Annotated in this window: 9 protein-coding genes; all 9 read left to right on the top strand. The window is 71.7% G+C overall.

Annotated elements, in window-relative coordinates:
* Positions 1-3,779, top strand: a 3,779-nt coding sequence (locus IE107_RS33870) for a non-ribosomal peptide synthetase (protein WP_189548183.1), incomplete at its 5' end; no start/stop codon positions are given.
* 262 nt (positions 3,780-4,041) lie between these two features.
* Positions 4,042-4,887, top strand: a complete 846-nt coding sequence (locus IE107_RS33865; protein WP_229867468.1) for a GHMP family kinase ATP-binding protein — start codon at positions 4,042-4,044, stop codon at positions 4,885-4,887.
* A gap of 1 nt (position 4,888) precedes the next feature.
* Positions 4,889-5,935: a PLP-dependent cysteine synthase family protein gene (locus IE107_RS33860; RefSeq protein ID WP_189548181.1), complete on the top strand. Its 1,047-nt coding sequence runs from the start codon at positions 4,889-4,891 to the stop codon at positions 5,933-5,935.
* Positions 5,932-7,197 (top strand): ATP-grasp domain-containing protein, encoded by a 1,266-nt coding sequence (locus tag IE107_RS33855; protein WP_189548180.1) that lies wholly within the window; start codon positions 5,932-5,934, stop codon positions 7,195-7,197. The genes IE107_RS33860 and IE107_RS33855 overlap by 4 nt, the downstream gene beginning before the upstream one ends.
* Positions 7,194-8,672, top strand: coding sequence for an argininosuccinate lyase (locus IE107_RS33850; RefSeq protein WP_189548179.1), 1,479 nt, complete (start codon positions 7,194-7,196; stop codon positions 8,670-8,672). Before IE107_RS33855 ends, IE107_RS33850 begins: the two co-directional genes overlap by 4 nt.
* Positions 8,657-9,949, top strand: a complete 1,293-nt coding sequence (locus IE107_RS33845; protein ID WP_189548178.1) for an MFS transporter — start codon at positions 8,657-8,659, stop codon at positions 9,947-9,949. Before IE107_RS33850 ends, IE107_RS33845 begins: the two co-directional genes overlap by 16 nt.
* A 43-nt stretch (positions 9,950-9,992) precedes the next feature.
* The gene (locus tag IE107_RS33840) at positions 9,993-10,769 is read left to right on the top strand and encodes a 4'-phosphopantetheinyl transferase family protein (RefSeq protein ID WP_229867467.1); all 777 of its coding nucleotides are present in this window, start codon (positions 9,993-9,995) and stop codon (positions 10,767-10,769) included.
* A gap of 136 nt (positions 10,770-10,905) precedes the next feature.
* Entirely contained in the window at positions 10,906-12,795 is a 1,890-nt protein-coding gene (locus tag IE107_RS33835) for an acetolactate synthase large subunit (RefSeq protein WP_189548177.1), read from the top strand.
* Between the two features lie 14 nt (positions 12,796-12,809).
* A complete protein-coding gene (ilvN, locus tag IE107_RS33830) occupies positions 12,810-13,382 on the top strand; it encodes an acetolactate synthase small subunit (protein WP_189548176.1) in 573 nt (190 codons plus the stop codon).
* The last annotated feature ends 159 nt before the right edge of the window (positions 13,383-13,541 follow it).

Here is a 13,541-nt window from a genome sequence, read left to right as displayed (position 1 = left end):
TCGCCCTCACCGACCTCACCACACGCCACGAGGGCCTGCGCACCGTCTTCCCCGCCCACGAGGGCACCCCGCACCAGTACGTCCTCCCCCCGGCCGGCGCCGATCTGCCCCTGATCACCACCACTGAGGAGGAGCTCACCGAGCGGCTGGCCGAGCAGGCCGGCCGGACCTTCGACCTCGCGGCCGAACTGCCGTACCGCGCCCAGCTGCTGAAGCTCGGGGCCGAGGACCACGTGCTCATGCTCGTGATCCACCACATCGCCTCCGACGGCTGGTCCAACGGACCGCTCTTCCGCGACCTGGCCACCGCCTACGAGGCCCGTGCCGAGAGCATCGCCCCCGCGTGGGAGCCGTTGCCGGTCCAGTACGCCGACTACTCCCTCTGGCAGCAGCGGCTCCTGGAACGCGACGAGGAACGCCAACTCGACCACTGGCGCGGGGTGCTCGCCGAGCTGCCGGAGGAGGCCACGCTGCCGGCCGACCACGCCCGCCCCGCCGTCGCCTCCAACCGCGGCCGCACGCACGCCGTTCACTGTCCCGCCGAGCTGCACACCGCCCTGATGTCGCTGGCCCAGGACACCGGGACCACTCTGTTCATGGTGGCCCAGGCGGCCGTGGCGACCTTGCTGTCCAGGTCCGGCGCCGGCCACGACATCCCGCTCGGCTCACCCGTCGCGGGGCGCACCGACCAGAAGCTCGACGACCTCGTGGGCTTCTTCGTCAACACGCTGGTCCTGCGCACCGACACCAGCGGCGACCCGAGCTTCCGTGAGCTGCTCACCCGGGTCCGGGAGACCGATCTCGCCGCCTGGGCGCACCAGGACCTCCCGTTCGACCGGCTGGTCGAAGCGCTCAACCCCGAGCGCACCACCGCCCGGCACCCCCTCTTCCAGGTCATGCTCACCGTCGGCGACACCAGCAACGAAGCACCCCGGCTGGCCGGACTGGAGAGCGAGTTCGCCATCCCGCCGGTCTCCGTAGCCAAGTTCGACCTCACCTTCGCGTTCGCCGAGAACCGCGCCGCCGACGGCCGGCCCGACGGCCTCGACATCCTGATCGAGTACACCACCGACCTGTATGACGCACGCACCATCGAGGCCACGGCGGACCGCCTGGTCCGGCTCCTCACCGGCGCCGTCGCCACCCCCGATCTGCCTCTCGCCGAGCTGGAGCTGGTGTCCCCGGACGAGCGGGCGCAGCTGCGGGAGTGGAGCGGCGCGCAGTCACCGGCGCCCGCCCTCGGGCTCGACGAGCTCTTCACGGCGCAGGCCGGCCGCACCCCGCACCAGGTGGCGCTGGTCCACGAGGAACAGCAGGTCACCTACCAGGAGCTGGACATCTGGTCCAACCGGCTGGCCCGCCATCTGACCGCGCGCGGAGTCACCCCTGGCAGCATCGTCGCCATCCACCTGGAGCGTTCCCCGCAACTGATCGCCACCCTGCTCGCCGCCCTGAAGGCCGGGGCCGGATACACCCTGCTCGACCCGCAGTTCCCGGCCGACCGGCTGAACACCGTGCTCGGGCAGACCGATCCGGCGGCGCTGATCACCCAGGCCCACCTGACGGCCCTGTCGACCCGGGCCACCCTGGTCGACCTGACCGCCGAGATACCCGCGATCAGCGCTCTGCCGGGAACCCCGGTGGAGACGGGCGGGCACCCGGAGTCCATCGCCTGCGTGATGTTCACCTCCGGGTCGACGGGGGTGCCCAAGGGCGTCGCGGCCTCGCACCGGGCGCTGGCCGCCACCTTCATCGGCCCCGACTACCTGGACTTCGGCCCCGGGCAGACCTGTCTGCAGAGCTCTCCGGTCTCCTGGGACGCCTTCGCCCTGGAAGTCTTCGGCCCCCTCCTGCACGGCGGCGTCTGCGTCCTGCAACCCGGCCAGCACACCGACCCGCACCAGATCGCGGAGCTGGTGGAACGGCACCGGATCACCACCCTGCAGATGTCGGCGAGCCTCTTCAACCACATGCTCGACGAGCACCCGGCGGTCTTCTCCCGGATCAAGGAAGCCATGACCGCCGGTGAGGCGGCCTCACCCGCCCACACCGCCAAGGCACTGGCCGACCACCCCCACCTCCACCTGATCAACGGCTACGGGCCGGCCGAGAGCATGGGCTTCACCACCACCCACACCCTCACCGGTCCGGCACCCGCCATTCCGATCGGACGTCCGATCACCGGCAAGCACGCCTACGTCCTGGACGAGAACCTCCGGCTGCTGCCCCCGGGCGTCCCCGGTGAGCTCTACGTCGCCGGGCACGGCCTCGCCCACGGCTACATCGGACAGCCCGCACTGAGCGCGGAGCGGTTCGTCGCCGACCCCCACGGTGCGCCCGGCTCCCGGATGTACCGCACCGGCGACCTGGCCCGCTGGAGCCAGGACGGTGCGCTGGAGTATTTCGGCCGGGCCGACCAGCAGATCAAGTTGCGAGGCTTCCGCATCGAGCCGGGTGAGATCGAATCGGCACTGCTGCGGCACCCCTCCCTCGCCCAGGTGGCGGTGCTGATCCGCGAGGACCGGCCTGGGGACAAACGGCTGGTGGCGTACGTGGTGCCCACCGAGGACAGTCCTCTCGACCTGGCCGAACTGCGCCGGCACGCGGTCGCGGCCCTGCCCGAGTACATGGTTCCGGCCACGTTCGTACCGCTGGAGACGCTGCCCCTGACGGTCAACGGCAAGCTCGACCGCCGTGCGCTGCCCGAACCGCAGCAGGCCGACACCGGCGGCGGCCGGGAGCCGCGCACTCCGGCGGAAGAAGTCCTGTGCGGCCTCTTCGCGGACGTCCTCGGACTGACGTCGGTCACCATCGACGACCACTTCTTCCAACTCGGCGGCCACTCCCTGCTCGCCACCCGGCTGATCGGCCGGATCCGCTCCATCTGGGACACCCGCGTCACCATCCGGGACCTGTTCCAGTACCCGACCCCCGTGCTGCTCGCCGAGCACATCGCCACGAACACGGGCGGCGACCCGATGGAGACACTGCTGCCCATCCGGGCCGCGTCCGCCACCGGCACCGAGGCCCCGCTGTTCTGCGTCCACGCGGTCTCCGGGATGAGCTGGTCGTATGCCGGGCTGCTCCGGCACATCGGCGGGCGACGGCCGCTGATCGGGCTGCAGGCAAAGGAGTTGACCAGCCCCTCGGACCGGCCGGCCGGCATCGAGGAGATGGCGGACAGCTATGTGGCCGAGATCCGCTCGGTCCAGGCCCACGGCCCGTACCACCTGCTCGGCTGGTCGTTCGGCGGCCTGGTGGCGCACGCGATCGCGGCCGGACTGGAGGAACAGGGCGAGGAGGTGGCCCTCCTGGCGCTGCTCGACTCCTACCCGCTGCCCGACGGATTCCGGCCACCCGCCATCACCGGCCGGGAGGTGCTGACCGCGCTGCTCGGCGGCCGCGGCGCCGCGATCGACGTCCGGTGCGCCGACACCGCCCCGGACCCGGAGGAGCTGGCCGCCGTGCTGCGCGCCGAGGACGCGATCCTGGGCGCCCTGGAGCCCGCCCAGGCCGCCGCCGTCGTCGCCGCGACGGCCGGCAACCTGGAGATGCGCTACCGGTACGTTCCCCGGCGGCGTTTCGGCGGCGACGCGGTGTTCTTCAACGCCGCCCGCACCCCGGCCGCGACGGGCGGCGCGGACGCCTGGGCACCCCATGTCGGGGGCCGCGTCGAGGAGCACGACATCGACTGCGAGCACTGGGACATGACCACCTCCGAGCCCCTGCGCGAGATCGGAAAGGTACTGGCCGAGGAGTTGCGCGGAGGGCGTCACTGATCCAGGGCCGCGCCCAGGTGCCCGGGTCCGCCACCACGGCGGACCCGGGCACCTTCATGTGCGCCACCGTCTTCCCCGGCCCCCCGAATTGCCCGCGTGCTGCCGCTCATGCCGCCGGGCGGCGGGTTGTGGCCTGCATAGCGTGAAGCCATCCGCAGGCCACGGCTCCCGGCAACAGAAAGTCAAGGAAATGGTTGATCATTCCGGCTGGCGTGTCGGGGTAGCTTCAGCCCCCGTCCACCACGGCGAGATCCTGCAAGGCATGTTCCCCGGTGACGGCGGGCTCACCCGAGGTCTCGTCACTCTTCCCTGCACCATTCACGCGACTCGTGCGACGTTCATACCCGCTCCCGGCGCCGAGGTCACCGTCACGCCGGAATGGAAGGGCAAGGCGCGGCGCGCGGCCGAACTCACGGTCCGCGCCGTGACACCACCGGGCGCCGAGCCTGCGGGCGGTCATCTGGACCTCACCGGCGACGTACCGCTGTGCCGGGGCTTCGGCTCGTCCACCAGCGATGTGCTCGCCGCCATCTGGGCGGTGAAGGACGCGTTCGTCAGCCCGCTGACCCCGCAGGACGTGGCCCGCATCGCGGTACGGGCGGAGACCGCGTCCGACTCCCTGATGTTCGAGGAGTCCACCGTCCTGTTCGCCCAGCGCGAGGGCACGGTGATCGAGGACTTCGGCTACCGGATGCCGGCCATGCGGATTCTCGGCTTCGGCTCACGCCCCGAGGGCGGCGGCCGGGGCGTGAACACGCTGGCCCTCTCGCCGGCCCGTTACGGGCAGGACGAGATCGACCTCTTCACCCGGTTGCAGGCGATGCTCCGGGAGGCCATCCAGATGAAGGACGTGGCCCTGCTGGGCTCGGTGGCCACGGCCAGCACGGAGATCAATCAGCGTCATCTGCCGATCCCGGACCTCGACCGCATCCGTGACATCGCGCGGACCACCGGAGCCGTCGGGGTACAGGCGGCGCACAGCGGGGACATCGCGGGTCTTCTCTTCGACCGGGACGACCCCGAGGTCGAGGCGCGGACCGACCTGGCCCAGGACCTCCTGCAAGAGCTCGGAATTCACGAGCAGTGGAACTACACAACGGGTGACTGACATGACGACGACTCTGCCCAAGGCTCACTCCTCGATCGTGGAGGCGACGGAGCTGCCACGCATCATCAAGGTGACCGACAACCTCTACGCGGCGGCCTTCAGCCTGATGAAGCTGCTGCCGGCCCGCTACATACTCGACCGCGCCGAGGCCGCCGGCCTGATCTCCCCGGGCACCCGCATCATCGAGACCTCCTCGGGCACCTTCGCCCTGGGCCTGGCCATGGTCTGCCGGCTGCGCGGCTACCCGCTGACCATCGTCGGCGACTCGGCGATCGACCGGGATCTGCGCACCCGGCTCGAAATGCTCGGTACGACGGTGGAGATCGTCGAGCACACCGGCCAGGCCGGCGGCATCCAGGGTGCCCGGCTCGCCCGCGTCGCCGAGCTGCGCCGGCAGTACCCGGACGCCTTCGTCCCCGGCCAGTACGACAACCCCGACAACCCCGGTGCGTACGGCGTCGTCGCCGACCTGATCGGCGACACCGTCGGAACCGTGGACTGCGTGGTGGGCCCGGTGGGTTCGGGCGGCTCCACCGGCGGACTCGCCGCCGCGCTGCGCCAGACCGGCCCGGCCCTGCACCTGGTCGGTGTGGACACCCAGGGCAGCATCATCTTCGGCAGCCCGGACGGACCGCGCATGCTGCGCGGGCTCGGCAGCAGCATCCACCCGGGCAACGTCAAGCACGCGGCCTACGACGAGGTCCACTGGGTGACGGCCCCCGAGGCGTTCCACGCCACCCACGAGCTCTACCGCGCACACGGCCTGTTCATGGGCCCGACCAGCGGCGCGTCCTTCCAGGTGGCGTCCTGGTGGGCCGAGCGGAACCCGGACAGCACCGTCGTGATGGTGCTCCCGGACGAGGGCTACCGCTACCAGTCCACGGTCTACAACGACCGCTGGCTGCGCGAGCAGGGGATCGTCCCCGCCCCCGCCGTCGACGGCCCCGTCACCGTCGAGCACCCGCTGGACGCCCCCGCAGCCTGGTCCCGGCTGCTGTGGGCCCGCCGCGGCTTCGACGACGTGGTGCTGCCGGTGGTCGGATCATGAGCGAGCGCCTGCTGATCCTGGTGGAGAGCAACACCACCGGTACGGGACGGCTGTTCGCGCGGCGCGCGGCCGAGCTGGGCGTGGTGCCCGTGCTGCTCTGCGCGGACCCGGGCCGCTACCCGTACGCCGCCGAGGACCGGCTGCGGACCGTCGTCGTGGACACCTCCGACGAGGCCGCGCTGTGGGCGGCCGTCCGCGCGCTGGAGGACGAGGCCACCGTCGCGGGCGTCCTGACCAGCTCCGAGTACTACGTACCGACCGCCGCCGCACTGGCGTACCGGCTCGGGCTGCCCGGCCCGGCGGCCGAGGCCGTGCGGGCCTGCCGGGACAAGGCCGAACAGCGCCGGGCACTCGCCGACGCGGGCGTCGGGTCGCCGGACTTCGCCGTCGTCTCCGAGGTCGCCGGTGCACTCGCCGCGGCCCGCGGCATCGGACTGCCCGTGGTGGTCAAACCGGTCCAGGGGTCGGGAAGTCTGGGCGTGCGGCTCTGCACGGACCTCGACGAGGTCGCCGAGCACGCCGGGACGCTGCTGTCGGCCACCGCGAACGAGCGGGGCATCGCCTCACCGGGCCGGATCCTGGTCGAGGAGTACCTGACAGGACCGGAGTACTCCGTCGAGGTGTTCGGCACCGACGCCGTCGTCACCGTCGCCAAACACGTCGGCGCGCTGCCGTCCTTCGTCGAGATCGGCCACGACCTGCCGGCCGCGCTGCCCGGCGAACAGGAGATCGCGCTGCGCGAGTCCGCGGTACGCGCCGTGCGGGCCCTCGGCCTCGGCTGGGGAGCCGCCCATGTCGAACTGCGCCTGACCGGGCCGCGGACCGCCGAGGTCGTCGAGGTCAACCCCCGGCTGGCCGGCGGCATGATCCCCGAACTCGTCCGCAGGGCCTGCGGGATCGACCTGGTGCGCGCCCAGGTGCTGGCCGCGCTCGGCACCGCTCCCGAGCTGGAACGCTCCGGGTACGCCCGCGCCTCGATCCGCTTCCTCACCGCGGAACAGGACGGCATCCTCGCCCCGTCCGCCGCGCTCGCGGCAGCCGTGGCCCGTGCCCGCACGGTACCGGGCACCGTCGAAGCGGTGCTCTACCGCGCCCCGGGCGAACCCGTAGGCCACGCCGAGGACTTCCGGGGCCGCGTCGGCCACGCCATCGCCGTCGCCGACCGCTCGGTCCGGGCGGCCGAGGCGGCCGACCGGGCCGTGACCCTGCTCGGCGAGGCCGTGTCCTACGCGGACCTGCACACAGAGGAGGCATTCGCATGACCTCAGCCACGGCGCACGGCGTCGACACCGGCCGGCTCAAGGCCGCGTTGGACGCCGAGGCGCACCGCATCGTCTACGACCAGTACCTGCCGGACACCGCGGACGGGCTGGGCGAGGAACTTCGCTGCATCAGCGAGGTCGACCGGGCCCATCTGATCATGCTCACCGAACGCGGGATCGTGGACGCGGACCGGGCCGCGGCCCTGCTGCGCACCATCGAGGAACTGCGCGGCCAGGACTTCGCCCCGGTCCGCACCACCCCGATGCCGCGCGGCGTCTACCTGGCGTACGAGGGACACCTCATCGAGCGGCTGGGCGACTCCACCGGCGGCATCCTGCACACCGGCCGCTCGCGCAACGACCTCAACGCCACCACCACCCGGCTCAAGACGCGTGGTCCCTATCTGGCCCTGCTCGACGCGGTCGACCGGCTGGCGGGAGTGCTCCTGGCGAAGGCCGAGGAGTACCGGGAAGTGATCATGCCCGCCTACACCCACGGCCAGCCGGCCGTACCTATCAGCTACGGCCACTACCTCGCCGGTGTCGCCGGCGCGGTGCTGCGCGCGTACCGGTCACTGCTGGACGCCGGACGCCAGATCGACGTCAACCCGCTGGGCGCCGGCGCGATCGGCGGGACGTCCGTCCCCATCGACCCCGGGCGCACCGCCGAACTGCTCGGCTTCGGTTCCGCCGCGTCCAACTCGGTCGACGCGGTCGCCTCCCGGGACTTCGTGCTCGACCTGCTGTCCGCCTCCGCCGTCCTCGGCGTCGCGCTGGCCCGCGCCGGACGGGACCTGAGCACCTGGACCTCGGAGGAGTTCGGGCTGCTCAGGGTGGGCGACACCCTCGTCGGATCCAGCTCGATGATGCCGCAGAAGCGCAACCCCTTCCTGCTCGAACACATCCAGGGCAGGTCCACCGCGAGTCTCGGCGCCTTCGTCGGCGCGGCCTCCGCGATGACCACCGGCGGCTACACCAACGCCATCGCGGTGGGCACCGAGGCCGTGCGGCACCTCCGGCCCGGTCTGAGCAGCACCACCGACGCGGTGACGCTGCTGAGCCTGGTGGTGGCGGGCACGGAACCGGAACGCGAACGCATGACGGACCGGGCGGTGGACGGCTTCACCTCCGCCACGTACCTCGCGGAACGGCTCGTCCTGGACGGAACGCCGTTCCGGGCCGCGCACCATCTCGTCGGCGAGACCGTGCTCGGTGCCCTGGAATCAGGCCGGTCGCTGGTGGACGCGGCCCACTTCGCCGCCGTCGGAGACGGCGGGCTGGCCCCCGACAGGGTGGCCGCGGCGTGCGCCCACGGCGGCGGACCCGGTTCCACCGCCGACGGAATACGCGCTCTCGGCACCCTGCGGGACACGCTCCAGGCCGAACTGACCGGCCGGCGCACCCGCTGGTCCGACGGAGCGGCGCTGCTGTCGCGGACCGTGGCCGAGGCGGTGACGCCATGTCGGCCCGCCTGACCCAACGCCCTCCCGACGAGGCACAGGAGAGTCCGCCGCGCAGCGGACTGCTCGGCCACCACGACTTCCGGCTGCTGTGGCTCGGCGAGACGACCAACCGCGTCGGCATCAACATCACCGGGGTCGCCATGCCCCTGGTGGCCGTGGTGACGCTCGACGCGAGCACGTTCTGGGTGAGCGTGCTGGCGGCCGCGCCCTGGCTGCCCTGGCTGCTCATCGGTCTGCCCGCCGGTGCCTGGGTGGACCGGATGCGCCGCCGGCCGATCATGCTGATCTGCAACCTGGTTCCGCTCGTGCTCCTGGCCAGCGTTCCGGTGGCCGGTCGGCTCGGCGTCCTGACGATGACCCAGCTGCTGGTCGTGGCGCTGATCAACGGCTTCGCCGCGGTGTTCTTCGGGATCTCGTACAAGGTCTACCTGCCCTCCATCGTCGGACCCGAGGACCTCCAGGAGGCCAACGCCAAGCTCCAGGGCAGCGAATCGGTGGCCCAGGTCGCGGGCCTGGGCGGCGGCGGTCTGCTGGCCCAGGCGTTCGGCGCCGCGTCCGGTCTCCTCGTCAACTCGGCGACGTTCCTCGTCTCCGCGCTGTGCCTGCTCGGCATCCGGCGCAAGGAGCCGCTCCCGGAGAAACCCGAAGTACCGCGGGCCCTGCGACAGGACATCAAGGAGGGGGTGCGGTACACCTTCAAGGACCCGTACCTGCGCGTCCTCACCCTGTACGGCACCGCCACCAACCTGCTGCTGACGGCCGAGGCGGCGATCCTGCCGGTCTTCATCATCCGTGAGCTCGGGGTGCCCGAAGGCGCGACCGGCTGGCTCCTCGCGTCGAGCAGCATCGGCGGGATCCTCGGGGCCGCCACCGCGAAACGCTTGATCGCACGGTTCGGAACGGCCCGCGGACTGCTGGTCGCCACGATCGCCAGCGCACCGTTCGCCCTGCTCATCCCGATGACGGGGACCGACTGGACACTGTCCGCACTGGTGATCGGCAGCGCGGTCCTCTCGCTCGGCGTCGTGCTCGCCAATGTGATCCAAGGGGCGTTCCGCCAGCGCTACTGTCCGCCCCAGCTGCTCGGCCGTGTCTCTGCCAGTGTCTCGGTCGCGAACTTCGGCGCCATTCCCTTCGGTTCGCTGCTCGGCGGGATTCTCGGCACCGCCCTCGGACTGCGGCCCACCCTGTGGCTGCTCACCGCGGGACTCGCCCTGACCCCGCTGCTCCTGCTGATCGGGCCACTGAGCCGCAGGCGGGACCTCCCGGTCGCGCCGGTCGCGCCGTGAGACCCGACTCGCCTGTCACTCTCGTACGAACAGGAGAGACCCCGTGGAACAAACCCTGCCGAGGGTCGTTCGCGAGCTGCCACCCCCTGGCTCGCTCGACCTCTGGCTCCTGAGGGTCTCGGATGTCCCCATCGGCATCCTGGACGAACAGGTACTCGACGCGACCGAGCGTCAACGTGCCGCCACCCTCATGCACGCCGCCGACCGAACCCGGTTCACGGCCGCGCATGTCGCCCTTCGCGGGCTGCTCGGCTCGTACCTGAGCCTGCGCCCCGAGGAGGTCCACTTCGGCCGGGACACCTGCCCCTGCTGCGGCGGACCGCACGGCCGGCCCACCGTGCTCGACGCCGACGACCGGCTGTTCTTCTCGCTGTCCCACCGCGGTGACCTCGCCGTCGTCGGAACCGCGGCGGCGCCCATCGGGGTCGATGTGGAACTGGTGCCCGACGAGGACGGCACCGCCGACCTCGCCGCGATGCTGCACGTGGACGAGCAGGCCGAACTGGCGGCACTGAGCCCGCCGGCCCGGCCCCGGGGCCTGGCCCGGCTGTGGACCCGCAAGGAGGCCTACCTCAAGGGCCTCGGCACGGGCCTCGGCCGCGACCCCGCTCTCGACTACGTCGGCTCGGGGCGCCCCGAGGGGCCGTACCCGCCGTCCGGCTGGACCCTCCTGGACGTTCCGGTGGACCGGGGCTACGCGGCGGCGGTGGCGGTCCGCGGCGAGCTCACCGTGGACGGCCCCCTCGTCAGGAGGCTCGCCGGCCTGGACGTCGTACGGCACACCTGCGACGCCCTGCAGACGGCAAGAACTCCGCCCTGACCTCTCCCGAAGTCCGCCGGGTGCACCGTCGCGGTGACCACCCGGCGGCGGGCACGCACCACCCGGCCGAACCCGCCGCGGCTGCCGGTCACCGATACGTCCTCGCCAACACTCCTACGGACTCCTGGAACTGACGATGCCAAACGCTGTGAAGCAGGCCCCCGCGGCCCTCCTCCCGCACACGCGGCCCCGTACCACCGGGCAGCCGGACACCGGCGCCGAGTGCGTGACGGGTGCCCAGTCCCTCATTCGCTCGCTCGAAGAAGCCGGTGTGGAAACCGTGTTCGGCATCCCCGGCGGTTCGATCCTGCCCGCCTACGACCCGATGATGGACTCCACCCGGGTCCGCCATGTGCTGGTCCGCCACGAGCAGGGTGCCGGGCACGCGGCCACCGGCTACGCGCAGGCCACCGGGAAGGTGGGCGTGTGCATGGCGACCTCGGGTCCGGGCGCCACCAACCTGGTGACGCCGATCGCGGACGCGTACATGGACTCGGTGCCGCTGGTCGCGATCACCGGCCAGGTCTCCTCCACGGCGATCGGCACGGACGCCTTCCAGGAGGCCGACATCGTCGGTATCACCATGCCGGTCACCAAGCACAACTTCCTCGTCACCGACGCCGACGACATCCCGCGGACGGTCGCCGAGGCGTTCCGCATCGCCTCGACCGGCCGTCCCGGACCGGTGCTCATCGACATCACCAAGGACGCCCTGCAGGCGGCCACCACCTTCCGGTGGCCGACGAAGACGGACCTGCCCGGCTACCGCCCGGTCACCAGGCCGCACGCCAAGCAGGTCCGCGAGGCGGCCCGGCTGATCAGCGCGTCGAGCCGCCCGGTGCTGTACGTCGGCGGCGGTGTGCTCAAGGCACGGGCCACGGACGAGCTGCGCACCCTGGCCGAGCTGACCGGGGCGCCCGTCGTCACCACCCTGATGGCACTGGGCGCCTTCCCGGGCAGCCATCCGCAGCACGTGGGCATGCCCGGCATGCACGGCGATGTCGCGGCGGTCGCCGCCCTCCAGAAGGCCGATCTGATCGTGGCCCTGGGCGCCCGCTTCGACGACCGGGTCACCGGCAGGCTGGACGGCTTCGCCCCGCGTGCCAAGGTCGTCCACGCCGACATCGACCCGGCGGAGATCTCCAAGAACCGGCTCGCCGACGTACCCATCGTCGGGGACGCCCGCGAGGTCCTCCTCGCCCTGTCCGCCGCCGTGCGCGCCGAGCGGGAGGACGGCCGCACCGGCGACTACGCCGCCTGGTGGCGGGAGCTGGACCAGTGGCGCGCCACCTACCCGCGCGGCTACGAACTGCCCGCCGACCCGGGGCTGCTCTCCCCGCAGCAGGTCATCGAGCGGATCGGGCAACTGGCGCCGCAGGGAACGCTGTTCGCCTCCGGCGTGGGGCAGCACCAGATGTGGGCGGCGCAGTTCCTCCCGCACGAGGAGCCGGGCACCTGGTTCAACTCGGGCGGCGCCGGGACGATGGGGTACGCGGTCCCGGCCGCGATGGGCGCCAAGGCCGGACGCCCCGGGCGCACGGTCTGGGCGATCGACGGCGACGGCTGCTTCCAGATGACCAATCAGGAACTCACCACCTGCGCGCTCAACAACATCCCGATCAAGGTCGCGGTCATCAACAACGGGGCGCTCGGAATGGTCCGCCAGTGGCAGAACCTGTTCTACGGGGCACGGTTCTCCAACACGGTGCTGCACGACGGCGCCACCAACGCGAACACCGGCTCGACCCGCGGAGTGGGTTCCGACACCAACCGGGGCACCCGGGTCCCGGACTTCGTACAGCTCTCCGAGGCGATGGGCTGTGTGGGCCTGCGCTGCGAGAACCCCTACGAGCTCGACGCGATCATCGACAAGGCCAACGCGATCAACGACCGCCCCGTCGTGGTGGACTTCATCGTCCACGAGGACGCGATGGTGTGGCCGATGGTCCCGGCCGGCACCTCCAACGACGACATCATGGCCGCACGCGACGTACGCCCCGACTTCGGCGACTTTGCGGACGACTGAGAGGACCCTCTGACATGTCCCAGCACACGCTCTCCGTCCTGGTCGAGGACACGCCCGGCATCCTGGCCCGTGTCGCCGCCCTGTTCTCGCGCCGCGGCTTCAACATCGACTCGCTCGCGGTCGGCACCACCGAACATCCCGAGCTCTCCCGCATCACCATCGTCGTCAGGGTCGAACACCAACTGGCCCTGGAGCAGGTGACCAAGCAGCTCAACAAGCTGGTCAACGTCCTCAAGATCGTCGAGTTGGAGGCGGACTCCGCCGTCCAGCGCGAACTGGTCCTGGTGAAGGTGAGCGCCGGCAACGGCACCCGGGCCCAGATCGTCCAGATCGCCGAGCTGTTCCGGGCCAGAACCGTCGACGTCTCGCCGGACGCCGTCACCCTCGAAGCGACCGGCTCCGGCGACAAGCTCGACGCGATGCTCCGGATGCTCGCGGGTTTCGGCATCAAGGAGCTCGTCCAGTCCGGCGCGATCGCGATCGGCCGCGGCTCCCGGGCCCTGGCCGACCGCTCCGCTCGCGAGGCCCGCCCGATCCGCCTGACCCCGGCCGCCACCACGGCGACGGCCGACGCGCAGAGCGCCTAGCACCCCTTCTGCGTACCACAGCCTTCCGCTTTCCCGTCCGCACACCCTCACGTTCCAGGAATCAAGGAGAACCACCATGCCCGCCGAGCTGTTCTACGACGACGATGCCGACCTGTCCATCATCCAGGGCCGCAAGGTCGCGGTCATCGGCTACGGCAG

The organism is Streptomyces gelaticus (assembly GCF_014649535.1).
In the GTDB taxonomy this organism is placed as follows: domain Bacteria; phylum Actinomycetota; class Actinomycetes; order Streptomycetales; family Streptomycetaceae; genus Streptomyces; species Streptomyces gelaticus.
The sequence above is the reverse complement of the archived record's forward strand: the minus strand, read 5'-3'. Positions and strand labels throughout refer to the sequence as shown.

Excerpts from the sequence above, each read along its gene's own strand:
- IE107_RS33865 (WP_229867468.1), top strand. The coding sequence starts at position 4,042 with ATGTTCCCCGGTGACGGCGGGCTCACCCGAGGTCTCGTCACTCTTCCC.
- IE107_RS33860 (WP_189548181.1), top strand. The coding sequence starts at position 4,889 with ATGACGACGACTCTGCCCAAGGCTCACTCCTCGATCGTGGAGGCGACG.
- IE107_RS33855 (WP_189548180.1), top strand. The coding sequence starts at position 5,932 with ATGAGCGAGCGCCTGCTGATCCTGGTGGAGAGCAACACCACCGGTACG.
- IE107_RS33850 (WP_189548179.1), top strand. The coding sequence starts at position 7,194 with ATGACCTCAGCCACGGCGCACGGCGTCGACACCGGCCGGCTCAAGGCC.
- IE107_RS33845 (WP_189548178.1), top strand. The coding sequence starts at position 8,657 with ATGTCGGCCCGCCTGACCCAACGCCCTCCCGACGAGGCACAGGAGAGT.
- IE107_RS33835 (WP_189548177.1), top strand. The coding sequence starts at position 10,906 with ATGCCAAACGCTGTGAAGCAGGCCCCCGCGGCCCTCCTCCCGCACACG.
- ilvN (WP_189548176.1), top strand. The coding sequence starts at position 12,810 with ATGTCCCAGCACACGCTCTCCGTCCTGGTCGAGGACACGCCCGGCATC.